Origin of the sequence: Streptomyces sp. MA5143a, assembly GCF_900290235.1 — a bacterium.
Lineage (GTDB): Bacteria > Actinomycetota > Actinomycetes > Streptomycetales > Streptomycetaceae > Streptomyces.
Window position 1 is genome coordinate 135,630 of sequence record NZ_OLMK01000014.1, and the last position, 23,799, is coordinate 159,428.

Genomic DNA, 23,799 nt, shown 5'->3' on the forward strand with positions numbered 1-23,799 from the left:
GCCGCTACGGGGTCACCGCGAGCTCCAGGTAGGCCGCGAATATCACGAGGTGCACCCCGCCCTGGAGCGGCGTCGCCCGCCCCGGCACCACCGTCAGCGAGGCCACCACGACAGTCAGGGCGAGCAGCACCATATGGGTCGCGCCGAGGCCGAGGACGAGGGGACCGGAGAGCCAGAGCGAGGCCAGGGCCACCGCCGGGATGGTGAGGCCGATGCTCGCCATCGCGGACCCGAGGGCGAGGTTCAGGCTGGTCTGGACGCGGTCGCGGCGGGCGGCGCGCAGAGCGGCGATGGTCTCGGGGAGCAGCACGAGCAGGGCGATGACCACACCGACGACGGCGTGCGGCAGTCCCGCGGCCTGCACACCGGACTCGATGGTCGGCGAGACACCCTTGGCGAGGCCCACCACACCGACGAGCGCCAGGGCGAGGAGTCCGAGGCTGACGGCGGCGGTGCGGGAGGTCGGCGCCTCGGCGTGGTCGTCGGCGGTGATCACCTCGCCCTGCCGGGTGATCGGCAGGAAGTAGTCCCGGTGGCGCATGGTCTGCGTCGTCACGAAGAGGCCGTAGAGCAGCAGTGACGCCAGTGCCGCGAAGGTGAGCTGGGCCGTGGAGAACTCCGGGCCCGGCTTGCTCGTGGTGAAGGTGGGCAGCACCAGGCTGAGCGTGGCCAGGGTCGCGACCGTGGCGAGGGCCGCGCCGGTGCCCTCCGGGTTGAAGACGGCGAGTCCATGACGCAGTGAGCCGACGAGCAGACACAGGCCCAGGATGCCGTTACAGGTGATCATCACCGCCGCGAAGACGGTGTCCCGGGCGAGGGTGGAACTCTTGGCGCCGCCGTCGGCCATGAGCGTGACGATCAGCGCGACCTCGATGATCGTCACCGCGACCGCGAGGACGAGCGATCCGAACGGTTCGCCGACCCGGTGGGCGACGACCTCGGCGTGGTGGACGGCCGAGAGGACCGCCCCCGCGAGCACCAGCGTGACCAGGGCGACGAGCAGCCCGGGCAGATCACGCCCCCAGGTGAGAACGAGCAGGACGACCGCGGCCACCGGGACGGCGGCGGTCCATCGCGCCGTGAGCGACCGGAGTCGAGCGAGCATGCGGTGATCCTTTCAGACGTGAAGGGGCCCCGCACTCCGGTCGACGCCGTGGATGCGCGTCTTCGGCGGGCGGGGCCCCTTCGATCGTTGCTGTGCTGTGCGGCGGCCGCGTCAGGCCTCGACGCTGTCCTTCTCGGCGCCTTCGGTCCTCTGCTGCTCCGCCTCGGCCGCCGCCTGCTTCTTGGAGGCACGGAGGCTGGTGATCGTGGTGACGATCAGGACCGAGCAGATCACCCCGAGGGAGACCGGGATGGAGATCTCGGGCACATGGACGCCGGACTCGTGCAGCGCGTGCAGGACCAGCTTCACGCCGATGAAGCCGAGGATGACCGACAGACCGTAGGACAGGTGGACCAGCTTCTTCAGCAGCCCGCCGATGAGGAAGTACAGCTGCCTCAGGCCCATCAGCGCGAACGCGTTGGCCGTGAAGACGATGTACGGGTCCTGGGTCAGGCCGAAGATGGCCGGGATCGAGTCCAGGGCGAACAGGACGTCGGTGGTGCCGATCGCGAGCATCACGACGAGCATCGGCGTCATGACGCGCTTGCCGTTCTGCTCGATCCACAGCTTGGTGCCGTGGTAGCGGTCGGCGACGCCGAAGCGCTTCTCGGCCGCCTTGAGGAGCTTGTTCTCCTCCCAGTCCTCGTCCTCCTCGTCGGCCCTGGCCTCCTGGATCAGCTTCCAGGCGGTGTAGATCAGGAACGCGCCGAAGATGTAGAAGACCCAGGCGAAGCTGGCGAGGATCGCCGCACCCGCGGCGATGAATATCGCGCGGAGCACCAGGGCGATCAGTACACCGATCAGGAGCACCCGCTGCTGGTACTGCGAGGGCACCGCGAACTTCGCCATGATCAGGACGAAGACGAAGAGGTTGTCGACGCTCAGCGACTTCTCGGTGATGAAGCCGGCGAAGAACTCTCCGGCCGGCTGGCCGCCGGCGAAGACGAACAGTCCGAGTCCGAAGAGGGCGGCCAGGACGATCCAGACGACCGTCCAGATTCCGGCTTCCTTGATGGACACGTCATGGGGCTTGCGGCCGATGAAGAAGTCGACCGCGATGAGGGCGGCAAGGCCCACCACTGTCAGGACCCACAGGGTCGTGGAAACATCCACTGCGCCTCCGGCAGTACGTAACGGCAAATTGCAGCGTCATCGCTACCGGAGGTCTCTTCCACCCGGTCCTCCAGGGCGTTCCACAACGCCTGGTGCCGCCGGGCCGACGCCCCGGGATCTGTCTGATCCGTATTGACGGGTACGCCGCAGCAAGTAGGGAGTACTCCCCTCCGCTCATAAGAGCATACCCAATCACCAAGAATAGGTAAAGGGGCAGGCAAAGGAAGTATCAAGAGCGCAGGTCAGAGCGGCTTTACTAGGTCTTGATGCAGGTGGGTGGCGGGTCGGTGCTCACCGGTTCCAGGAGCGGCGGGCGTCCGCGACCCGGGTGAGCACCTGGTGGAGGATCCCGCTGCCCGGCGGGACGAGCGACGGCTCGTACGTCCACGCGTGCCCGACCCAGGGGTCGGCCAGATGGTCGTCCGGAGTGGGTGTGAGTCGCAGCAGCGAACGCCACAGCGGGTCGAGCAACGGCCCGTAGGCGGCGGCGTCCTGACGGTCGGCGACCATCATCAGATGGACGCCGACGGCGGGGCCCTCGTCCGCGAGGTAGCGCAGCTGGGTCACGGCACGGTCGTCGAAGCCGTGCGGGAAGTCGTTGACGATCAGGAGCTGCTCGGCCGTGTCGAAGCCGGGCGGCAGCGCGTCGGGGGCTCCGCCGCGCACGGCCATCTGCACGAGGTCCACCCGCTGGGTGAGCCGCCCCAGAACGTCCGAGACGCCGGCGGCGCCGACGGCGGGCGGTCCGGCGAGGACGCCCGGCTGGGTCAGCGGTGCCAGCGTGTGCGCTCCGGCGCCGGCCGGGTCGACGACATGGACGCCGAACTCCCCCGGCGGGTACACCGCGAGGAGCCGCGCGGCGAGCGCCACGGCGGTGTCCAGGGCGAGACGGCGCAGTTCGTCGAAGTCCGCGAAGGAGTCACCGGAGCCGGAACGGCCGCTGTCGATCCACAGGCCCCGCTCCAGCGGCAGCCGGACCAGCATGGGGATGCGCAGTCCGTCGCTCTCCGGCAGACGCAGGTCGCCCAGGCGCACGGCCATGGGGACCTCCATCGGCACCCGGTAGCCGTGCCACACCGGGTTGTCCCAGCGGGCGTACGCCATGGGCAGCGCGGGCTCCACGACGTCGGCCTCGGCCCGCAGCTGGGCGAGGTCGCGGTCGAGGGCGGCGCGGGCCTGGTCGACGAGCTGGGCGTGCTTGGCGCGGGCGGCCTCGCGCGCGGCGTCGCCCTGCCCGCTGATGCGGCTGCGCGGGTCGGACAGGACCCGGTCCAGCTCCTGCTCCATGCGCGACTCGGCGAAGTCGACGGCGCTGCGGTACGCGGCGGTCGTGCGGGCCAGGTCCTCGAACATGCCCCACACCTGGTTGTAGAGCCGCTCGTCCATGGACCAGCCGGTCGCGTCCCCGGCGACGGGCTGCGCGGGCTGACCGGGCTGTGCCGGGGGCGCGGTCGGCGCCGGCGGTGGCGGTGCGGTGGTCTGCCGGCCGGGGTGGGTGTAGTTGACGGGCCCGCCGGCCATGGGGGCGGTGGGCTGGGTGTCGGCGGACGGGTCGTGGGGCGCGGTGCCGCCGTGCGAGCCGCCGACGGTCGGGGTCGGGGTTCCCTGGGGTGCCGTGCCGGGGCCGCCCTGGGTCTGGTCCGGGCCCAGCGCCGGGGCGGGGGTCTGCCGGGGGCGGTCGGCGTCCGGCACCCGGGGCGGGGGTGCCGCCACCGAGCGGGCGAGGCCACGGGCGACCGCCTCGTGGATACCGGCCGCGAGCTGCCGGGCCTCGGCCAGGTCCTGGTCGGCGAGCAGTTCCGCGAGGCCGCCCGCGTAGCCCTGTCCGACCGCGCGGACCTTCCAGGCGCCCTGCCTGCGGTAGAGCTCCAGGGCGACGACGGCGGTCTCCGTCTCCAGGCCGATGACGGTGTACGTGGCCACCTCGGTGCCGTCGAGGCCGGTGACCGCGAGGAACGGGGCGGCGACCGCGCCGAAGCGGGCCGGGCCGCCGGTTCCCGTCGGCAGGGCGAGCAGCACGGTCACCCGGTGCACGGACGGCGACAAGGCGTCGAGGTCCACCGCGAGGCGGTGGTCGGCCGCCGCCTGCTTGGAGACCTCCAGGCCGGGCAGGGTGGGCGCGCCCGGGTGGGCCACCCACTCCACGCCGTGCACCTTGCCGTGCTCGTCGCCGAGGGTGGCCCCGGCGACGATCGGCGTGCCGGCCGAGACGCGGATCTCCAGTCGGGCCTCGGGCAGTGGGTGGTTCTGCCCCCGGACCAGCTCGGCCGTCATCGACTTCGTCCCCCTGTGTCGCTTGCTGCGTGATGCGTCGGGCTGCCTACAGGACCGGCAGGATCGCCGGCATCAGGTCCTGGAAGGTGCGGCCGTTGGCGGGCGAGCCGATGGCCGTCATCTGCCAGCCGGCACCCGAACGGTGCACCTTGGCCATGATCTGGGCCGTGTACTGGCCGCCGCCCGCGAGCGTGTAGCGGGCCAGCTCCTGGCCGTTGGTCTCGTCCACCAGCCGGCAGAACGCGTTCTGCACTTCCTGGAAGGTCTGGCCGGTGAACGAGTTGACGGTGAAGACGATCTGGTCGATGTGGACCGGGACCCTGGCCAGGTCGACGAGGATCGCCTCGTCGTCGCCGCCCGCGCCGACACCGCCGACGAGGTTGTCACCGGTGTGACGGACGGAGCCGTCGTCGCTCACCAGGTGGCGGAAGAAGACGACGTCGACGGGCTGCTTGTCCGCGAACAGCACGGCGGAGGCGTCGAGGTCGATCTCACGGGTACGGGACCCGAACAGGCCGCGCCGGGGGGCAGCCTGCCAGCCGAGACCCATGCGGACCGCGGTCAGGCTGCCTCCGTCGTTCTTCTGCAGACTGATGGCCTGACCCTTGGTCATGTTGACGGTCACGCGCCGATTCCCCTCTCGAACTGTCCCCTGTTGCCGCGGGCTCCGCGGATGTGCAGCACCTTACGCAGCGGCGCTGACATTGCCGCAGCCCGTGTCGCACTTTGTGTCGGTCTTGCAACACAGTGCGCCGCGCCGGGGTCACCGCCTCTCCCCCGGCGCCCCTCGGGCCCGTCAGGCCAGCCCCGCCTCCTTCATCTGCCGGAGTTCCTTCTTCATCTCGGACACCTCGTCACGCAGCCGGGCGGCGATCTCGAACTGCAGGTCGGCGGCTGCCGCGCGCATCCGCTCCGTCATGTCCTCGATCTGCTGGGCGAGGTCGGCCGCCGGGCGGTCGGTCGGGACGGTCTCCTTGGCCTTGCCCTTGCTCTTGCTCGTGGTGGACTTGGCCGCCTTGCCGCCGAGGGACGGCACCGGGGCCTTGGCACCCTTGCCGTCCTTCCCGCCCTTGCGGTAGCCCGTGCCGAGCAGTTGTTCGGTGTCGACGTCCTCGCGGGCGATCTGCGCGACGATGTCGTTGATCTTCTTGCGGAGCGGCTGCGGGTCGATGCCGTTGGCCTTGTTGTACGCGACCTGCTTCTCCCGGCGGCGGTTGGTCTCGTCGATGGCCTTCTCCATCGCCGGGGTGATCTTGTCGGCGTACATATGGACCTGGCCGGACACGTTGCGCGCCGCGCGGCCGATGGTCTGGATGAGGGAGGTCCCCGACCGGAGGAAGCCCTCCTTGTCGGCGTCGAGGATCGCGACCAGGGAGACCTCGGGCAGGTCGAGGCCCTCCCGGAGGAGGTTGATGCCGACCAGGACGTCGTACTCGCCGGCGCGCAGTTCGCGCAGCAGCTCGACCCGGCGCAGGGTGTCGACGTCGCTGTGCAGGTAGCGGACCTGGATACCGAGTTCCAGGAAGTAGTCGGTGAGGTCCTCGGCCATCTTCTTGGTGAGCGTGGTGACGAGGACCCGCTCGTCCTTCTCGGTGCGCACCCGGATCTCGTGCACCAGGTCGTCGATCTGGCCCTCGGTGGGCTTGACGACCACCTCGGGGTCGACGAGGCCGGTGGGGCGGATGATCTGCTCGACCTGGCCGTCGGAGCGGGACAGCTCGTACTGGCCGGGGGTGGCCGAGAGGTAGACGGTCTGGCCGATGCGCTCCTGGAACTCCTCCCACTTCAGCGGGCGGTTGTCCAGGGCGGACGGCAGCCGGAAGCCGTGGTCGACGAGGGTGCGCTTGCGGGAGGCGTCGCCCTCGTACATCGCGCCGATCTGCGGGACGGTCACATGGGACTCGTCGATGACGAGGAGGAAGTCGTCCGGGAAGTAGTCGAGCAGGGTGTTCGGCGGGGAGCCGGGCTCGCGGCCGTCGAAGTGCATCGAGTAGTTCTCCACGCCGGAGCAGGAGCCGATCTGGCGGAGCATCTCGATGTCGTACGTGGTGCGCATGCGCAGGCGCTGGGCTTCCAGGAGCTTGCCCTGCTTCTCCAGCTCCGCGAGGCGCTCCCCCAGCTCCTTCTCGATGTCGTTGACGGCCCGCTCCATGCGTTCGGGTCCGGCGACGTAGTGGGAGGCGGGGAAGACGTACAGCTGCTCGTCGTCGCTGATGATCTCCCCGGTCAGGGGGTGCAGGGTGGAGAGGGCCTCGATCTCGTCGCCGAACATCTCGATGCGGACCGCGAGCTCCTCGTAGACCGGGAAGATCTCGATGGTGTCGCCCCGGACGCGGAAGGTGCCACGGGTGAACGCCAGGTCGTTGCGGGTGTACTGGATGTCGACGAAGCGGCGCAGCAGCTCGTCCCGGTCGATCTCCTCGCCGACCTTGAGGGGGACCATGCGGTCCACGTACTCCTGGGGGGTGCCGAGGCCGTAGATGCAGGAGACGGAGGCGACCACGACGACATCGCGGCGGGTGAGCAGCGAGTTGGTCGCGGAGTGACGAAGCCGCTCCACCTCCTCGTTGATCGAGGAGTCCTTCTCGATGTAGGTGTCCGACTGGGGGACGTACGCCTCGGGCTGGTAGTAGTCGTAGTACGAGACGAAGTACTCGACCGCGTTGTTCGGCAGGAGCTCACGGAACTCGTTGGCCAGCTGGGCGGCCAGCGTCTTGTTCGGCGCCATCACCAGGGTGGGGCGCTGGAGCTTCTCGATCATCCACGCGGTGGTGGCGGACTTGCCGGTGCCGGTCGCGCCGAGCAGGACGACGTCCTTCTCACCCGCTCCGACGCGCCGGGCCAGGTCGGCGATGGCCGTGGGCTGGTCGCCGCTCGGCTGGTAGGGGCTGACGACCTCGAAGGGCGCCACCGTGCGTTCGATCTTGGAAACGGGCCGCATGGAATCCACCGTACGACCCCGCACTGACAACGGGGTCGGGTCAGCGGTTCTGCGGGGTGCGGGAGCGGGGCACGCGGTGTTCGTGCTCGGCGCGGCGCAGGGGGCGGCCGGCGCCGGCGAGCGGTCGCCGGTCGGTGTGCGCGCAGGCGTGGGTGGGGACTCCGGGCCGCCGTTCGGCGGGGGTGCCGTGGAACTTGCCCATGATCATGAAGGGGTCGAACATCACCACGACGCCCGCCAGGAGCAGGAAGACCAGCGGGCCGATCATCAGCGGGGCGAGGAGGGCCGCGGACGACGAGCCGTCGGCCGGGGCGGCCCCGGCCGCGCCGTGCAGATGGACGCTGAGGGCGGCCATGCCCGTGTAGTGCATGCCGCTGACCGCGATGCCCATGACGAGGCTCGCGCCGACGCTCCACAGGAAGCCGCGGATCTGTCCGGCGGCCCACAGGGCGGCGATCGCGGCCACCACGGCGATGACGACGGAGGCGGCGACGGTCACGGTGTTGTACTCGAGTGTGCCGTTGAGGCGCATTCCGGCCATGCCGAGGTAGTGCATGGAGGCGATGCCGAGGCCGGTGATCGTGCCGCCGGTGAAGAGCGCGGCCCCGGTCGCTCCTTTGGAGCCCACCATGAAGATGCCGATGCCGACCATGACGATCGCGACGGCGAGGCTCGCGAACGTCATCAGCGGGTCGTAGTGGACCGGGGTGTGCAGGACCTTGAACCCCATCATGGCGACGAAGTGCATGGTCCATATGCCGGAGCCGATGGCGGCCGAGCCCAGCGCCAGCCAGCCGATCCGCAGGCGGCCGTCGACCAGCATCGATCTGGTGGTGCAGCGCAGGCCGAGCGCGCCACCCAGGCAGGCCATGAGGTAGGCCGCCACCGGTGTGACGAGTCCGTAGCTGAAGCCGTCGACGGTGCCCTGCATCCGCGGCTGCCTTTCCCGCCCTGTCGCGTCCCTGGATTCCCTGTACTGCCCCCGCCCCCGGGTCCGCCACGACGGTCAGGGTTGTCGCAGAGAGTATGACCCCCACCGGAATGGTCGAACGACTTTCCGGCAAAGAAACACGGCCTTGCCCCACTTGTGCGGCGCCCGTGTGCGGACTTGGGCAACTCCATTCAATTCATGGCCATCCTGTACCCCCTCTCCCGTTGACTCGCTGCTGTCACGCTTGAGCTCACCGTGACCGATCGACGCGAGGAGTACGCATGCATGTGCGCGCAGTTGCCGCCGCGGCCGCCGCGTTCATGGGGGCCGCCGGCCTCCTGCTCCCCACTTCGGCCGCCGAGGCGGCCTCGTACGCCGACAATCTGATGGTCGTGGCGCATCGCGGGGCTTCCGCCTATGCGCCCGAGAACACCTTGGCCGCCGTCGACAGGGCCGACGAGATGGGCTTCAGCTGGGTCGAGAACGACGTCCAGCGCACCAAGGACGGCGCGCTCGTCGTCGTCCACGACGCGACGCTGGCCCGTACGACCGATGTGGAGCAGGTCTTCCCGGACCGCGCGCCGTGGAACGTGCGCGACTTCACCGTCGCCGAGATCGCCCGTCTGGACGCGGGCAGCTGGTTCGACACGCGCTACGCGGGCGCGCGCGTGCCGACCTTGGAGCAGTACGTGAGGCGGCTGTCCCGCAATCATCAGAAGCTCGTCCTGGAGATCAAGAATCCCCAGCTCTACCCGGGCATCGAACAGCAGACCCTGAACGTGCTGGCCGACGAGGGCTGGCTGACGCCTCCGCACCTGCGGGACCGGCTGGTGGTGCAGAGCTTCAGCCCCGACACGGTGCGGCGGGTGCACGAGCTGAGCCCCGGCGTGAAGACCGGCTTCCTCGGCACCCCGGACATCGCCGACCTGCCCGAGTACGCGGCCTTCGCCGACCAGATCAACTCCTCGTACACGACGATCTCCCCCTCCTACGTCGCCACGATCCACGCCTTCGAGGGTCCGCACGGCAAGCCTTTGGAGATGCTCACCTGGACCGTCAATGACGCGGAGAACGCGCGCAAGGTCGTCCAGTACGGCGTGGACGGCATCATCACGAACAAGCCGGACGTGGTCGAGGAGGCCACACGGGACTGATCGCCGCGACCGCTCGCGACCGGGCGGGGTGACCTTCACATGGGCGTGCGTCCGGTGGCCCGGCGCCGGTCGGGCCGCGGTCGGCGTGGCGCACGCCGCGAGCGTTGTCAGTGGCGGGTCGTACGGTGGTCGCATGAACAGCAACGGGCAGTACGAGCGTCAGGTCGTGTGGGCCGTCGTGGGCACGGACATCGGCCCGCTGCTGCTGGCCGCGACGGACGACGGCCTGGTGAACGTCGTGTTCCACGCGACGGACTCGGTCCGCGACAAGGCGCTCGACCGCCTCGCGTCCCGGCTCGGCATCCAGCCCGTCGAGGCGCCCGGTGCTCCGCGGCTGGCCGAGGCGATACGCCAGGTCGACGCGTACTTCACGGGTGACCGACAGGTGTTCGAGCTGCCCCTGGACTGGTCGCTGATCTCCGGTTTCAACCGCCAGGTGCTGCGGGAGCTGGCGGTCGGTGTCCCCTTCGGCTCGGTCGTGGGGTACGGCGACCTGGCCCGCCGGGTCGGGCAGCCGGGCGCGGCCCAGGCGGTGGGCATGGCGATGGGGGCGAATCCGCTGCCGGTGGTCGTGCCGTGCCATCGGGTGGTGGAGAGCGACGGCGGCATCGGCGGGTTCGGCGGCGGGCTGGAGACCAAGCGGAAGCTGCTGGCCCTGGAAGGAGTGCTGCCCGAGCCGCTGTTCTGAGCCGCCGCTCCCCTCCCTGATCCGGGCGCCGACCCTGCGAGCGGCCGCCCGCGCTACTCGTAGTGCCGGGCCTCGACGATGTTGCCGTCCGGGTCCCGGAAGTAGAAGCTGCGCCGGGCCGCGCCTCGGGCACCGAAGGAGTCGTACGACAGGTCGGAGACCGGGACCGCTTGTTCCCGCAGCCGGGATCGCAGTCCCTCGAAGCGGTCACCGGGCAGGGCCAGGCACACATGGTTGACGGGGTGGCCGGCGCTGTCCTCGGCGCCGGGCAGCATCCTCATGCGCTCCGCCGAGCTGAGCGGCATGAGGTCGAGGATGGTCTCGTCATTGACGCGTACGGAGGGAAAGGGCACCGTTCCCTCGGAGTACTCGGCAAGGCGTACGGGTGCCAGGCCCACGGCCGTCTCGTAGAAGTCGGCCGCGGCGACAGGCTCCCGCACCCAGAGGACGACGTGGTCGAGACGTGTGGTGTTCTCCGTCATGCTCCCCAGGCTGGTGTCCCTCACCACAGGTCGCAAGGGTTTGACCGGGCGCGTCGGCCGCCAGTGATGAGGGAGGAACGACTGACAGGAGGCAAGCGCGTGCTGGTGGTGTCGGAAGAGGTGCGGGACGCGGTTGACGCGCGTCGACCCGTGGTGGCGCTCGAGTCCACGATCATCGCGCACGGCCTGCCCCGGCCGCGCAATCTCCAGGTGGCCCGGGAGCTGGAGGACGTCGTACGGCAGGAGGGCGCCGTACCGGCGACCATCGCCGTGCTCGACGGGCGGCCGCACATCGGCCTCGACAAGGACCAGTTGGAGCGGGTCGCGAACGAGGACGGCATCCGCAAGCTCGGCCATCGGGACCTGCCGCTCGCGGTGGCCTCCGGGGCGAGCGGCGCGACGACCGTGTCGGCGACCGCCCAGCTGGCGTCCCTGGCGGGCGTAAGGGTGTTCGCGACGGGCGGTCTCGGCGGGGTGCACCGGGAGTGGACGACGACGCAGGACGAGTCGGCCGATCTGGGGCTGCTGGCGCGCACCCGGATCACGGTGGTGTGCGCGGGCGTGAAGTCGATCCTGGATGTGCCGGCGACGTTGCAGCGCCTGGAGACGCTGGGGGTCGCGGTCGCCGGGTACGGCACGGACCGCTTCCCCGGCTTCTATCTCTCCGACTCCGGGCACCCCGTGGAGTGGACGCTCCGGTCGGCCGGCGAGGTCGCCGAGGTCATGCGGGCCCAGGACGCGCTCGACGGGCCGGAGTCGGCTTTGATCGTCGCGAACCCGGTGCCCGAGGAGGAGCAGCTCGATCCCGGTCTCCACGCGCGTGTGCTCGCCGAGGCGCTGCGGGCGGCCGAGGAGGAGGGGATCACGGGGCAGGCGGTCACACCGTTCCTGCTGAGCCATCTCGTACGGCACACGGACGGCGCCTCCCTGAGTGCCAATCTGGCGGCGGTCCGGGGCAACGTACGGCTCGCCGCGCGGATCGCGGCGGCCTGGACCGGGGCGTGAGATGACCGGTCGGGGCGGGCAGGGGCCCGGCGGTGCGACGACCCCGCCGGGCACCGACCGAACGGGCGCCGACCAGAAGACGGGTGGTGGGGCGCTGCTCGTCGTGGGTGACGTCGTCACGGATGTCGTCGCCCGGCATCGCGGGCCGCTCGCGTCGGGCACCGACACGGCGTCCGCGATCCGTACGCTGCCCGGCGGCGCGGGCGCCAATGTGGCCTGCTGGGCGGCCCATCAGGGCTGTGCGGACGTGCGGCTGCTCGGGCGCGTGGGCACGGACGCGGCGGGGTGGCACGAGCGGGAGCTGCGCGCCTCGGGGGTACGGCCCCACCTCGTCGTCGACCCGGAGGCCGCGACGGGCACGGTGATCTGCCTGGTGGACACGGGCGCCGCCGCCGAACGCACGTTCCTCACGGACAGCGGTGCCTCCCTGCGGCTGGACCCGGACGACTGGTCACCGGGTCTGCTCGACGGGGTGGCCCGGCTGCATCTGTCGGGCTACCTGTTCTTCTCGGAGCCGAGCCGGGCGCTGGTGTCGGTGGCCCTCGCGTCGGCACGCGCGCGTGGGGTGCCGGTGAGTGTGGATCCGGCCTCGGCGGGGTTCCTGACGGGGCTGGGCGTGGACCGTTTCCTCGCACTCGTCGAGGGGGTGGATGTGCTGCTGCCCAGCAGGGACGAGGCGTGTCTGCTCACCGGGCTGCCCGATCCGGCCGACGCGGCGGCCAAGTTGAGCCGTCTCTTCCCGCTGGTGGTGGCCAAGCAGGGGGCCGAGGGCGCCCTGGTCGCCCAGGGGGGCGGCGTGCGGTCCCGGGTTCCGGCGGCCCCCGCCGTGCCCCGGGACACGACCGGCGCGGGCGACGCGTTCACCGGGGCGTTCCTCGCCGCCCTGCTCGCGGGCGCGGAGCCACAGGACGCGGCGGCACAGGGGTGCCGGGCGGGCGCGCTGGCCGTGGGGAAGGTGGGCGGGCGGCCCCCGGTGGGCTGAGAGGGCGCGGGGCGCGTCGCGGCCCCGTACCCGTTCCGCGTGACGTCGGCCTCGTGGTGGCTGTCGCGCGCCACGCTACGGCCTCCTCCCCCACGCCGAGACGAGCGGTGTGGCGGCGATGTCCATCGCACCGGAGGACAGGTTGGCCAGGTGGCGGTCGATCTCCTCGTCCGTGGCGAGATGGGCGGTGACGAGGGCCGTGCGGAGCCGTTGGATCGTGGAGGACTCCAGAGCGGCGCAGGCGGGCAAGGCGATGGGGAAGTACACATCGGCCTCCACGCCGCGCAGTCCGGCCCCGCGCAGCAGACGCGGGAGCCTGCGGCCGTGTGCCGGGTCCACCCCGCGCTCGTCGAGGAGAGCGCGGATGGCCTGCCGCAGCCGGTTGGCCAGCTGCTGGTCGGGACCGGTCTCCTCGAGGCAGGCCAGGGGCTGGAGCGCGGGGTCGGCGTCCTCGATCAACAGGCGCCCGCCGGGCCGCAGGGCCTTGATCATCGACACCACGGCCCGCTCGCGGTCCGGGGCGTGGACCAGGGCCAGACGGGCGTGGACGAGGTCGAATCCGTCGCCCGGCGGCTGGTCGACGCCCACGTGGTGGACGAGGACCTCGACCGGTGGGCGGGTGACCGAGGGGACCGCCCAGGAGAGGTCGATTCCGGTGGCGATGACCTTCCCCGTGGGCCCGACCCTCTTGGCCAGCCAGGAGACGACCGAGGCCCCGCTCGCGCCGACCTCCCAGCAGCGCCAGCCGGATCCGAGGCCGAAGCCCTCCATGTGCCGGAACGTCGTGCGGTCGAAGAGGGTGGCGAAGGCGTCGGAGGGCTGCCCCGTCTCGCCCTGCCGGTGGTCGAGGAGATGTCCGTCGGTTCGCATCATGCCGAGATCATTCCATTTGCCTGACTTATCACTCTTCACGACGCTCCAACAGTCCCCCAGGACCGCTCCGGCGGCGGCCGAGGCGGCGCCGAGCGTCACCCCCGGACCACCCGGCACTGTCCGCACCGAGGTGTCTGGAGAGATCACAAACGAAGTGGAACGTTCCGTTCCCACAGCCTTACCCGCAGCTCAAAGTCGCCTGGCACACTGGCGCGACAAGGCACGAAGTGCGGTGCGAGAGGATCCACGCAAGGAGATCCAGATGTCCATGGCAGGGAATCTGCGGAAGGTCACCGGCCTCGACAGGGTCGGCGGCCTGCGCAAGGTGGCACGGCTGGCACGGCGTCGCGCCCGCGTCGACCTCAGCCACCCGGCCCGCTCCCCCCTGGGCACCTCCGTGGTGAACTGCGTGACGTACCACAAGGGAGTGCGTGCCCCCGGCGGCCGCGATGTCGTCGAGGCCCTCAGGCAGGTGCGCAGGGCCGACCACGGCTTCGTCTGGCTCGGGCTGCACGAGCCGACGGAGCGGGAGTTCGCCGGCATCGCCGAGCTCTTCGACCTGCACCCCCTGGCGGTCGAGGACGCGGTCGAGGCCCATCAGCGCCCGAAGCTGGAGCGGTACGGCGACACACTGTTCGCGGTGTTCAAGACCGTCTGCTACGTCGAGCACACGGAACTGACCGCGACGAGCGAGGTGGTGAACACCGGCGAGATCATGGTCTTCGTCGGCCCCGACTTCGTGATCTCCGTCAGGCACGGACGCCACGGCTCTCTCGGGCCGCTGCGCGAGGAACTGGAGGCGAGCCCGGAGCAGCTCGCCAAGGGCCCGGCCGCCGTCCTGCACGCGATCGCCGACCATGTCGTCGACGACTATCTGACGGTCACGGACTCGGTGCAGGCGGACATCGACCAGGTGGAGACGGATGTGTTCGCGGCGAACGGCGCGCGCGTGGACCCCGGTCGGATCTACCAGCTCAAGCGGGAACTGCTCGAACTGAAGCGAGCGGTGGCCCCGCTCGCCCGGCCGCTGCTGGAGCTCACCACACGGCCCATCCGGGTGGTGGAGCCGGAGATACAGGCCTACTTCCGTGATGTCTCCGACCACCTGCTGAGGGCGACCGAGCAGATCGCCGCGTTCGACGAACTGCTCAACTCGATCCTTCAGGCGCACCTGGCGCAGGTCAGCGTCGCGCAGAACGAGGACATGCGGAAGATCACCGCCTGGGCGGCGCTGATCGCCGTGCCGACCATGGTCTGCGGGGTGTACGGCATGAACTTCACATACATGCCGGAGCTGACCTGGAGATTCGGCTACCCCATGGTCCTGGGCGTCATAGCCGTGGCCTGCGTCGTCCTCTACCGGGGCTTCAAGCGCAACGGCTGGCTCTGAATCCGACGCCGGTCACCGGCACCGGCGGGGAAAGGGGCGGGAAGGAGGAGAGGGCTCGGCGGGGTCAGCGTGCCGTGGTCCGGGCGTAGACGCTCTCGGCCCAGTCGGCGATCTGGTCCTCCGGGAGATGCCGGGCGATGTCGGCCTCGCTGATCATGCCGACGAGGCGCTTGTTGTGGATCACCGGAAGCCGGCGGATCTGGTGTTCCTTCATCTCTTCGAGCACCTCGCTGATGTCGGCGTCGGCGTCGATCCAGCGCGGTGTGCCCTTCGCCAGGTCGCCGGCCGTGACGCGGGACGGGTCGTGTCCCATGGCGACACAGCCCACGACGATGTCGCGGTCGGTGAGGATGCCGCAGAGGCGTTCGTTCTCGTCGCTGATGGGGAGCGCCCCCACGTTCAGCTGGCGCATCAGCTGGGCGGCACGGTCCAGGGTCTCGTGCGCGGGGATCCACTGGGCGCCCCGGTGCATGATGTCTCCGGCGGTGGTCATGCGGTACCTCCTGAAGCCGGGCGGCCGGCGCGACGCGGGAGGCGCCGCTGGTACCGACGCGGCGCGGACGGCACCGCTGGTCCCGGCGCTGCTCATTCTCACCGCGCCCGGCGGCGGTCGCACCCGGAGGAAGACTCCGCAGGGGGGCAGTCGGCCCCCGGTTGACCGCTCTCCCAGTACCGCCTCGACGGAGAGGTGGGGCGGTCGGTCGAGCAGGCGGTCGGTCGAGCAGGCGGTCCGCCGTCAGCCGCCCCAGGCCGGATGCCGTGGGTCGTCGGCTCGGACCAGGATGTCGGCCGTCGTGGCCGGATCCACCTCGGTCTCGTAGCGCTGGTAGGCGGGCAGCGTCCAGTGCTCGCTCTGCGGGGTGCGGCGGCGCAGGGCGCCCGGGGAGAGGAGTACGTGGACGCTGAGGTCGAAGGGGAACCAGTCCTTCAGGAGGAGGGGACCGTGCAGCAACAGCGGGGCGTCGGACGGGAGTTGTACGTAGGGGCTGCGGGTCGCGCGGTCCGTGTCGGGGTCCCAGAGGTCGGGCAGGACACGACCCGTGCCGCCGGGTTCGAGCGGACCGAAGACTTCACGCCACAAGGCAGCCGTGTCGAACCAGCCGTTGTAGTACGCCTCCACGTCCTGGTGCCCGTACTCGAAGCGGAGCGACGCCGGCCGGAGGAAGCCCTCGGTTCCCACGACGAGCGAGGACCGGCCGCGTACGCGCAGCGCGTCCGACACCCGTGCCGCGAGATCGCCCGGGCGGGCGGCGGGGGCGCCGTCGAAGGCGATGCGCGGCCAGGGGGAACCGTCGTCCGGCTTCAGGTCGAGGAGACGGTCGGCGAGGAGATCGCCGAGCCGCTCCCAGGTGATCGCTTCGAGTCGCACACGCTCCATGATGCCGCGCCCCGCGCACCAGGCCCGAGCCGGCCGCGGGACCGGCGCACCCGTCACGTGACCATGCGGTCGGCAGGGGGAATGAACCGCGTATGGCAGCGCTCGCTACTCCCCCGCCCCGTACCGGACTTGTCGTCGTGCAGGCACTCAGGAAGAAGCGCTGCGCCGAGTGCCGGGGCGGGCCGGTGGCGCTGCTGGCGCCGGAGAACGGGGCGCCGCGCTGCCTCGACTGCGCTGACCTGGGGCATCTGGTGTTCCTGCCGCGTGGCGACACCGCGCTCACCCGACGGGCCAGGGAGGAGAGTTCGCTGTCGGCGGTGGTCGTGCGGTTCAACCGGCGCAGGAGCCGGTACGAGCGACAGGGCGTCCTCGTCGAGGAGGCGGCGCTCGCCCGCGCCGAGGAGCGGTGCCTGGCCGACGCCGAGGCACGAAGGCGCCGCCGGGCACGGGACGCACGGCGGCGGGCCGCGGAGGACGTACGGTTCACGGACGCGTTCGCGGCGGAGATACGGCGGCTGTTCCCCGCGTGTCCGGCCGAGCGGGCACGGGAGATCGCCGCCCACGCCTCCGTGCGCGGCAGCGGGCGCGTCGGTCGCAGCGCGGCGGGGCGGGCCCTGTCGGAGATGGCGGTGACCTCGGCGGTCATCGCGTCCGTACGACACGTGGACACGCCGTACGACCGCTTCCTGATGAGCGGGGTCGCACGCCACGAGGCCCGGCGCCGCATCGCGGGAGCCGTCGAGACGAGACTGCGGGAGTGGCGGGGTACGGGGTGAATGTCCCGTGCGGCCCCACCTTGGCGTTCGCTGATGGGAGTGCGCTTCTCGGCCATGGTGACGCTGTCCGTGCGGGCGTTCACTTGTGGTGACGGCGAGGGTCGGGGCAGGCTCTTCGCATTCGGGGGAACGAGGTGGGAGCGCAGATGATCGACGGGCCGTACTTCGTGTTGGTGGTGCTGGGGCTGCTCGGTACCGCGGTCGTGGCGGGCGTGTTCTGCGGCTTCTCCACCTTTGTGATGAAGGCACTGGCCTCGTTGCCGCCGGCGCAGGGGGCCGCCGCGATGCAGGCGATCAACATCAGTGCCGTGACACCGGCGTTCATGCTCGTCTTCGTCGGGACGGCGGTGCTGTGCGCCGTGCTGGCGGTGGTGACGTTCGTGCTGTGGCCGGACGAGGGCACGGTCGCGTTGCTGCTGGGCAGCGCGCTGTATCTGGTCGGCTGCTTCGGAGTGACGATGGTGGCGAACGTGCCGCGCAACGACACCCTGGCCACGCTGGACCCGGGCACGCGGGAGGCGGCCGCCTACTGGCAGCGGTATGTGAGCGAGTGGACGATGTGGAACCACGTGAGGACGGCCGCCTCGGTCGGCGCGGCGCTCTGCTATCTGCTCGCGCTCGCCTGAGGCGTACGCGCCGGGCGCGTCGTATCGTGGCGGGTGACGAGTGCCGCCCGAGGATGGACGACCTCACAACGCCCCGAGTCCGCCGCGCGTACGGCCGCGCCCGTACGCGCATGCGATACGTGAGGGAGACGGCGATGGCCGATCCCAAGGGTTTTCTGACCACCCCGCGCGAGGAGTGGCCCCGTCGGCCCGTGCCGGAACGGGTGCGGGACTGGAACGAGGTCTACGTTCCGGGTGCGCTGCTGCCGATCATCAGCAAGCAGGCCGACCGCTGTATGGACTGCGGGATCCCGTTCTGCCACGACGCCTGTCCGCTGGGGAATCTCATCCCGGAGTGGAACGACCTCGTCTCGCGGGAGGACTGGCGGGCGGCCGGCGACCGACTGCACGCGACGAACAACTTCCCCGAGTTCACGGGGCGGTTGTGCCCCGCCCCCTGTGAGGCGGGCTGCGTGCTGGCGATCAACCAGCCCGCGGTGACCATCAAGAACGTCGAGGTGGCGATCGCCGACCGCGCCTGGGAGGACGGTTTCACCCCGCCGCGGCCGCCGGACCGGCTGACCGGGAAGACGGTGGCCGTCATCGGGTCCGGGCCCACGGGTCTGGCGGCCGCTCAGCAACTGACCCGGGCGGGGCACACGGTCGCCGTGTACGAACGGGCGGACCGCGTCGGGGGTCTGCTGCGGTACGGGATCCCGGCGTTCAAGATGGAGAAACGGCATCTGGACCGGCGGCTGGACCAGATGCGGGCGGAGGGCACGAAGTTCCGGACGTCGACGAGCGTCGGCGAGGACATCGGGGCCGCCGAGCTGCGGGCCAGGTACGACGCCGTGGTGATCGCGACGGGTGCCACGGCCTGGCGTGAACTGGACGTACCGGGGCGCGAGTTGGCCGGCATCCATCAGGCGATGGAGTATCTGCCGTTGGCCGACCGGGTCTGCGAGGGGGATCTGGAGGTCTCGCCGCTGTCGGCGGCGGGCAAGCATGTGGTGATCGTCGGGGGCGGCGACACAGGGGCGGACTGTCTGGGGACGGCGGTGCGGGAGGGGGCCGCGTCGGTGACCCAGCTGGACATCTATCCGCTGCCGGAGGCGGAGCGGGACGAGGACGTCGAGCCATGGCCGACGTATCCGAAGATCTACCGGCTCTCGGCGGCGCACGAGGAGGCGCGCGATCTGCGCACCGCGCCGGCGGCGGACGCGGACGCGCGCCTGTTCGCGGCGTCCACGCTCCGCTTCACGGGGGACGAGGCAGGTCATGTGCGCGGGCTGCACCTGGTCGAGGTGGACGAGCGGCGCCGGCCACGGCCGGGCACCGGGCGGACCCTCCCCGCCGACCTCGTCCTGCTCGCCCTGGGCTTCTCCGGGCCCGACCGCCACGACGGGTTGATCGACCAGTTGGGGCTGGCGGTCGAACCGCGGGGCACGATCGCCCGCGGGCCGGACTTCGAGACCAACGTGCCCGGCGTGTACGCCGCCGGGGACGCCGCCCGGGGGCAGTCCCTCATCGTCTGGGCGATCGCCGAGGGCCGGGCCGTGGCCGCCGCGGTGGACCGCCGGCTCACCGGCACGGAGCGACTGCCGACGCCGATAGGCCCGTACGACCGCCCGATGACGGCGTGACGCGGGCGGCTCCGCACGGTCGCCGCCGGCTCCAGGCGTTGGTCGGTGCCCGCCGGCTCCAGGCGTTGGTCGGTGCCCGCCGGCTCCAGGCGTTGGTCGGTGCCCGCCGACTCTGGTGCTGGTCGGTGTCCGCCGGCTCTAGCGTTCGTCCGTGCCCGCCACCTTTCCCGTCGCCAGGGCGATCCGGTTCCACGTGTTGATGGTGAGGATCAGGGCCAGGACGCGGGCCAGTTCGGTCTCGTCGAAATGGGCGGCGGCCTCGGCGTAGACGTCGTCGGGGACGCCTCGGTCGGCGACGAGGGTGACCGCCTCGGTGAGGGCGAGGGCCGCTTGCTCGCGCGGGGTGAAGAAGTGCCGGGCCTCTCGCCACACCGGGACCATGTGGAGGCGGTCCTCGCTCTCGCCGGCCTTGCGGGCGTCGTTGGTGTGCATGTGCAGGCAGTAGGCGCAGTGGTTCAGGTGGGAGGCGCGGATCTGGATCAGTTCGACGAGGGCGGGGTCGAGGCCCTCGCGGGCCGCCGCGTCGAGGCCGATGAGCGCGCGGAATGCGGGCCGGGCCGCCTTGGCGAAGTCGACGCGGCGGGGCCGGGGCGCGGTGGTCGCCGTCGCGCCCGTGATGGCGTTCGGGTTCGTGTTCGTCGTCATGACCATGAATCTATGGGGCGGAAAGACCTGCCGTAGGGTGCATTTCCATGGAGGAATCATGGGTCAATTCCGCGGAGCGGATCGGTGCCGATCTGCATCTGGAGCTGTCCCCCGCCGGGGGCCGGCGCGCCGCGCTCATCCGGGCCCTGCGGGACGCGATGCGCGGCGGACGGCTGGCGCCCGGCACCCGGCTGCCGCCGTACCGCTCGCTCGCGGCGGATCTCGGGGTCGCGCGGAACACGGTCGCCGACGCGTACGCGGAGCTCGTCGCCGAGGGGTGGCTGACGGCGCGGCAGGGCTCGGGCACCCGGGTCGCGGAGCGGGCGGCACCGCTGGACGCGTCCGCGCGCGTCCCGAAGAAGGTGCCCGCACGCGCGCGTGGGCCACGGCACGATCTGCGGCAGGGCACTCCGGACGCGTCGTCGTTCCCGCGGGCGGCCTGGGCGGCGTCGTACCGCAGGGCGCTGGGGCGGGCACCCAACGACGCGTTCGGGCCCGGTGACCCGGCGGGCCGGATCGAGCTGCGCGAGGCGCTCGCCGAGTATCTGGCACGCGCGCGTGGCGTGCGCACCGAGCCCGCACGGATCGTGGTCTGTTCGGGCTTCGCCCACGCCCTGCGGCTGCTCTTCCACAGTGACCTCGGCGGCCCGGGTCACGGGCGGGTGCTGCGGGGCCCGCTGGCCGTCGAGTCGTACGGCCTCGGTTTCCACCGGGAACTGCTGACCGCGGCGTCCGTACGCACCGTTCCGCTGCCGCTGGACGAGGACGGGGCGCGGGTCGACGGACTGGACCGGGAGCGGGCGGTGCTGCTCACGCCCGCGCACCAGTTCCCGACCGGCGGGCCGCTGCATCCGTCCCGCAGGGCCGCCGTCGTCGACTGGGCACGCGCGCGTGGCGGGGTGGTGCTGGAGGACGACTACGACGGGGAGTTCCGCTACGACCGCAAGCCCGTCGGCGCCGTGCAGGGGCTGGATCCCGAGCGGGTCGTGCACATCGGTTCGGTCAGCAAGAGCCTGTCGCCGGCGTTGCGGCTGGGCTGGATGGTGCTGCCGGAGCGGTACGTCGTCGCCGTGCTGGAGGCGAAGGGCGAGCGGGAGGCGTGGGCGAGCGCCCCGGACCAGCTGGCACTGGCGGACTTCATCGTCTCGGGGTCGTACGACCGTCATGTGCGGCGGATGCGGCAGCGGTACCGGGCGCGGCGGGACCGGCTGGTGGCCGCCCTCGCCGCGCAGGCGCCGCACATCGAGGTCACCGGGATCGCGGCCGGGCTGCACGCGGTGCTGAGGCTGCCGCCGGGCACCGAGCGGTCCGTGGTGCGGGCGGCGACCTGGCAGGGCATCGCGCTCGACGGGCTGGCCGAGTTCCGGCATCCGCGGGCGACCGGCGGGGACGCGCCGGACGGCCTGGTCGTGGGGTACGCGACGCCCCCGGAGCATGCGTACGCGGCGGCGGTGGAGGCGCTGTGCGGGGTACTGCCACCGGAGTGAACGCTCCGGCCGCGCGCCCCGTAGCCCCCGCACCCGGCCCCTCTCAGACCTTGCGTGCCACCGCCCCGTACCCGGGAATGACCCCGTCGTCCTGGCCGGGTACCGGGTCGCCCAGTTCGGGGTGCCACTGGTGGGGGACCTCGACGCCTGGGTCGACCAGGTCGAAGCCGTCGAAGAAGCGGGTGAACTCCTCTCGGGAGCGCAGGGCGAGGGTGACGCCCGCGGCCCTGAGCTTCTCCGTGGCCGCCTTCGACTCCTCCGGGGTGAAGTCGGCGGTCGCGTGCGTGAGAACCAGGTAGCTGCCGGAGGACAGCTCGGCCGTCAGCCGCCGGACCAGATCGTGCGCGCCGTCCTCGTCGGGGACGAAGTGCAGCAGCGCGATCAGGGAGAGCGCGACGGGCCGGCCGAGGTCCAGCACCTTCCTGGCGCCCTCCATGACGGCGTCCGGGTCCCGCACATCGGCCTGGAGGTACTCGGTCCGCCCCTCGGGTGTGCCGCGCAGCAGGGCCGCCGCGTGGGCCAGCACGATGGGATCGTTGTCGCAGTAGACGACCCTCGCGTCGGGGGCGACCTCCTGGGCGATCTGGTGGAGGTTCGGCTCGGTGGGGATCCCGGTGCCGATGTCGAGGAACTGCCGTACTCCGTTCCGGGCCAGCCATCGCGTGGAACGGTGCATGAAGGCGCGGTTGACGCGTGCCATCACCGGCACACGCGGGTCGAGGGCCAGCATCTGCCGGCCCATCGCCTCGTCCACCGGGTAGTTGTCCTTGCCGCCGAGGTACCAGTCGTACATCCGCGCGGGGTGGGGTCTGCTCGTGTCGATCTCGACGGGGGGCCGCCCGCTCATGACGAACTCCATAAGGTTCCGCAGCAGTCAATGATCAATTCAGGGCCAACATAGGGGGATCGGCTGAACAACAGGGAGTGCGCAACAAGTCAGGAGAGCAGGAAGTCGGCCACCCCCGCCTTGGCCCCCTGGATGAAGGCGTTCATCTCGTCGGGCGTGTAGATGAGGGCCGGTCCGTCGGGGTCGGTGGACTGCCGTACGGCGATACGGCCGTCGGCGAGCTTCATCGCCTCCAGGCAGTTGCCGCCGTTGCCGCCGCTCCAGGGCTTGTGCCAGCCTTCGCTGCCCAGCTCCCGGGCGGGCATTCCGTTGTAGACGCGGATGTGCGACTGCGAGTGCGTGCGCGACTGCGGCTTGATGCGATCCATTCGGTGTCTTCAGAGCTCCTTGCGGAGATCCCGGAGGATCTCCTTCGTGCGTTGTGCCGTGGCGGCCTGCGCCGCCATGCGGTCCATGACCTCGAGGTGGGTCGCCACCTCGGAGCGGTCGTCCAGGTAGACGGCGCCGGTCAGGTACTCGCTGTAGACCATGTCCGGGAGTTCGGGCATGGCGAAACGGAACAGGACGAACGGCCCGTACGTACCGGGATGGGGTCCTGTGTCGAAGGTGGTGACCTGCACCGTCACATGGGACAGCTCCGCGACCTCCAGCAGTCGGTCGAGTTGGGCGCGCATGACGTCCGGTCCGCCGACGGGACGGCGCAGGGCGGTCTCGTCCATGACGAACCAGAGCCGGGGGGCGTCCTTGCGGGTGAGCAGTTCCTGCCGCTGCATGCGCAGGGCCACATGCCGTTCGATGTCGTCGGGTCTGGTCTGGCCGATGGCGCCCGAGACCATCACCGCGCGCGCGTAGCCCTCGGTCTGCAGCAGGCCGGGGACGAAGTGCGGGTCGTAGCCGCGAATGAGGGCGGCCGCGCCCTCCAGGCTGACGTACATGGAGAACCAGTTCGGCAGGATGTCGTGGAACCGCTGCCACCAGCCGGGTTTGTTGGCCTCCTCCGCGAGCCGGACGAAGGTCTCCGCCTCCTCGTCGCCGACGCCGTACGCCTTCAGCAGGAGCTGGAGGTAGGGGATCTTGAGGGCGACCTCGGCGGTCTCCATACGGCGGACCGTGGCCGGCGCGACATGCAGGATGCGCGCGGCGTCCTCCCGCCGGATGCCCGCGCGCTCGCGCAGATCCAGCAGACGCCGACCGAGCACCACCTGGCCGACCGTCGGCGCGGACCGCGGCTCGCTCATCTCGCAACTCCATCCGACCGTGAAAAGCCCGACACGAACCCGTACACCTGGTCCCCACAGCCCGGCGGCGCCATACGGAAGTCCGCGGGCTCACATGCGTTTCCGCATACATACGGACACTGTGCGTACATGTGAACGTTGTGCGAGGGATTTCCAACTGGCGCCGCTACACGTGCTGTTGCGTGCAGTGTGCCATGACCGTTCAGAGAGTCATACGGCACTCTGCAATTTTCAGAGTGACA

23 protein-coding genes are annotated in these 23,799 nt (G+C 71.2%); 9 read left to right on the plus strand and 14 right to left on the minus strand.

Annotation, left to right across the window (positions count from 1 at the left end; all coding sequences use genetic code 11):
• Positions 1 to 4: 4 nt before the first annotated feature.
• The 6 genes from SMA5143A_RS07410 to SMA5143A_RS07435 all read right to left on the minus strand — a co-directional run bounded on the left by SMA5143A_RS07410 (position 5) and on the right by SMA5143A_RS07435 (position 8,364).
• On the minus strand, positions 5 to 1,105 hold the full coding sequence (locus tag SMA5143A_RS07410) for a calcium:proton antiporter (protein ID WP_107462102.1): 1,101 nt from the start codon (positions 1,103 to 1,105) through the stop codon (positions 5 to 7).
• A gap of 111 nt (positions 1,106 to 1,216) precedes the next feature.
• Positions 1,217 to 2,218 carry a TerC family protein gene (locus tag SMA5143A_RS07415; protein WP_107462103.1) on the minus strand — a complete coding sequence of 334 codons (1,002 nt, stop codon included), beginning with the start codon at positions 2,216 to 2,218 and terminating at the stop codon, positions 1,217 to 1,219.
• Between the two features lie 291 nt (positions 2,219 to 2,509).
• The gene (locus SMA5143A_RS07420) at positions 2,510 to 4,492 is read right to left on the minus strand and encodes a TerD family protein (RefSeq protein WP_107462104.1); all 1,983 of its coding nucleotides are present in this window, start codon (positions 4,490 to 4,492) and stop codon (positions 2,510 to 2,512) included.
• 46 nt (positions 4,493 to 4,538) lie between these two features.
• The gene (locus SMA5143A_RS07425) at positions 4,539 to 5,117 is read right to left on the minus strand and encodes a TerD family protein (protein WP_055539083.1); all 579 of its coding nucleotides are present in this window, start codon (positions 5,115 to 5,117) and stop codon (positions 4,539 to 4,541) included.
• Between the two features lie 171 nt (positions 5,118 to 5,288).
• Positions 5,289 to 7,433 (minus strand): excinuclease ABC subunit UvrB, encoded by a 2,145-nt coding sequence (gene uvrB / locus SMA5143A_RS07430; protein WP_107462105.1) that lies wholly within the window; start codon positions 7,431 to 7,433, stop codon positions 5,289 to 5,291.
• A gap of 40 nt (positions 7,434 to 7,473) precedes the next feature.
• On the minus strand, positions 7,474 to 8,364 hold the full coding sequence (locus tag SMA5143A_RS07435) for an MHYT domain-containing protein (RefSeq protein WP_107462106.1): 891 nt from the start codon (positions 8,362 to 8,364) through the stop codon (positions 7,474 to 7,476).
• Between the two features lie 281 nt (positions 8,365 to 8,645).
• On the opposite strand from SMA5143A_RS07435, the gene SMA5143A_RS07440 reads away from it, so the two are divergent.
• Positions 8,646 to 9,518 (plus strand): glycerophosphodiester phosphodiesterase, encoded by an 873-nt coding sequence (locus SMA5143A_RS07440; RefSeq protein ID WP_107462107.1) that lies wholly within the window; start codon positions 8,646 to 8,648, stop codon positions 9,516 to 9,518.
• Between the two features lie 133 nt (positions 9,519 to 9,651).
• Positions 9,652 to 10,206: a methylated-DNA--[protein]-cysteine S-methyltransferase gene (locus tag SMA5143A_RS07445; protein WP_107462108.1), complete on the plus strand. Its 555-nt coding sequence runs from the start codon at positions 9,652 to 9,654 to the stop codon at positions 10,204 to 10,206.
• A 53-nt stretch (positions 10,207 to 10,259) separates the two neighbouring features.
• Here the strand turns inward: SMA5143A_RS07445 and SMA5143A_RS07450 are convergent, their stop codons facing one another.
• Positions 10,260 to 10,688 (minus strand): VOC family protein, encoded by a 429-nt coding sequence (locus SMA5143A_RS07450; RefSeq protein WP_181361769.1) that lies wholly within the window; start codon positions 10,686 to 10,688, stop codon positions 10,260 to 10,262.
• A 99-nt stretch (positions 10,689 to 10,787) separates the two neighbouring features.
• On the opposite strand from SMA5143A_RS07450, the gene SMA5143A_RS07455 reads away from it, so the two are divergent.
• Both SMA5143A_RS07455 and SMA5143A_RS07460 read left to right on the plus strand, forming a co-directional pair.
• Entirely contained in the window at positions 10,788 to 11,693 is a 906-nt protein-coding gene (locus SMA5143A_RS07455) for a pseudouridine-5'-phosphate glycosidase (RefSeq protein WP_107462110.1), read from the plus strand.
• Between the two features lies 1 nt (position 11,694).
• Positions 11,695 to 12,675 (plus strand): carbohydrate kinase family protein, encoded by a 981-nt coding sequence (locus SMA5143A_RS07460; RefSeq protein WP_107462111.1) that lies wholly within the window; start codon positions 11,695 to 11,697, stop codon positions 12,673 to 12,675.
• Positions 12,676 to 12,750: 75 nt separating this feature from the next.
• Here SMA5143A_RS07460 and SMA5143A_RS07465 read toward each other — a convergent pair whose 3' ends face one another.
• The gene (locus tag SMA5143A_RS07465) at positions 12,751 to 13,548 is read right to left on the minus strand and encodes a methyltransferase domain-containing protein (protein ID WP_107462112.1); all 798 of its coding nucleotides are present in this window, start codon (positions 13,546 to 13,548) and stop codon (positions 12,751 to 12,753) included.
• Positions 13,549 to 13,810: 262 nt separating this feature from the next.
• Here SMA5143A_RS07465 and SMA5143A_RS07470 point away from each other — a divergent pair, with 262 nt between their 5' ends.
• Complete coding sequence (locus tag SMA5143A_RS07470) at positions 13,811 to 14,938, plus strand: magnesium and cobalt transport protein CorA (RefSeq protein WP_107462113.1); 1,128 nt, start codon at positions 13,811 to 13,813, stop codon at positions 14,936 to 14,938.
• Positions 14,939 to 15,002: 64 nt separating this feature from the next.
• Here the strand turns inward: SMA5143A_RS07470 and SMA5143A_RS07475 are convergent, their stop codons facing one another.
• Both SMA5143A_RS07475 and SMA5143A_RS07480 read right to left on the minus strand, forming a co-directional pair.
• Entirely contained in the window at positions 15,003 to 15,431 is a 429-nt protein-coding gene (locus SMA5143A_RS07475) for a CBS domain-containing protein (protein WP_099968812.1), read from the minus strand.
• Positions 15,432 to 15,674: 243 nt separating this feature from the next.
• Complete coding sequence (locus SMA5143A_RS07480; protein WP_181361770.1) at positions 15,675 to 16,316, minus strand: uridine kinase; 642 nt, start codon at positions 16,314 to 16,316, stop codon at positions 15,675 to 15,677.
• Positions 16,317 to 16,408: 92 nt separating this feature from the next.
• On the opposite strand from SMA5143A_RS07480, the gene SMA5143A_RS07485 reads away from it, so the two are divergent.
• The 3 genes from SMA5143A_RS07485 (at position 16,409) to SMA5143A_RS07495 (ending at position 19,340) form a co-directional block, all read left to right on the plus strand.
• Positions 16,409 to 17,092, plus strand: coding sequence for a DUF2293 domain-containing protein (locus SMA5143A_RS07485; RefSeq protein ID WP_107462115.1), 684 nt, complete (start codon positions 16,409 to 16,411; stop codon positions 17,090 to 17,092).
• A gap of 146 nt (positions 17,093 to 17,238) precedes the next feature.
• Positions 17,239 to 17,718, plus strand: a complete 480-nt coding sequence (locus tag SMA5143A_RS07490) for an anthrone oxygenase family protein (RefSeq protein WP_107462116.1) — start codon at positions 17,239 to 17,241, stop codon at positions 17,716 to 17,718.
• 134 nt (positions 17,719 to 17,852) lie between these two features.
• A complete protein-coding gene (locus SMA5143A_RS07495) occupies positions 17,853 to 19,340 on the plus strand; it encodes a glutamate synthase subunit beta (RefSeq protein WP_107462117.1) in 1,488 nt (495 codons plus the stop codon).
• 138 nt (positions 19,341 to 19,478) lie between these two features.
• Here SMA5143A_RS07495 and SMA5143A_RS07500 read toward each other — a convergent pair whose 3' ends face one another.
• Positions 19,479 to 19,991: a carboxymuconolactone decarboxylase family protein gene (locus SMA5143A_RS07500; protein ID WP_107462118.1), complete on the minus strand. Its 513-nt coding sequence runs from the start codon at positions 19,989 to 19,991 to the stop codon at positions 19,479 to 19,481.
• 41 nt (positions 19,992 to 20,032) lie between these two features.
• Between SMA5143A_RS07500 and pdxR the strand changes: the two genes are divergently transcribed.
• Complete coding sequence (pdxR, locus tag SMA5143A_RS07505; protein ID WP_107462119.1) at positions 20,033 to 21,472, plus strand: MocR-like pyridoxine biosynthesis transcription factor PdxR; 1,440 nt, start codon at positions 20,033 to 20,035, stop codon at positions 21,470 to 21,472.
• A gap of 43 nt (positions 21,473 to 21,515) precedes the next feature.
• On the opposite strand, the gene SMA5143A_RS07510 is transcribed toward pdxR, so the two are convergent.
• The 3 genes from SMA5143A_RS07510 to SMA5143A_RS07520 form a co-directional block, all read right to left on the minus strand.
• On the minus strand, positions 21,516 to 22,331 hold the full coding sequence (locus SMA5143A_RS07510; protein WP_375136466.1) for an SAM-dependent methyltransferase: 816 nt from the start codon (positions 22,329 to 22,331) through the stop codon (positions 21,516 to 21,518).
• A gap of 77 nt (positions 22,332 to 22,408) precedes the next feature.
• A complete protein-coding gene (locus SMA5143A_RS07515) occupies positions 22,409 to 22,687 on the minus strand; it encodes a DUF397 domain-containing protein (RefSeq protein ID WP_055715270.1) in 279 nt (92 codons plus the stop codon).
• Between the two features lie 9 nt (positions 22,688 to 22,696).
• Positions 22,697 to 23,557 (minus strand): helix-turn-helix domain-containing protein, encoded by an 861-nt coding sequence (locus SMA5143A_RS07520; protein ID WP_107462120.1) that lies wholly within the window; start codon positions 23,555 to 23,557, stop codon positions 22,697 to 22,699.
• Positions 23,558 to 23,799: the final 242 nt, after the last annotated feature.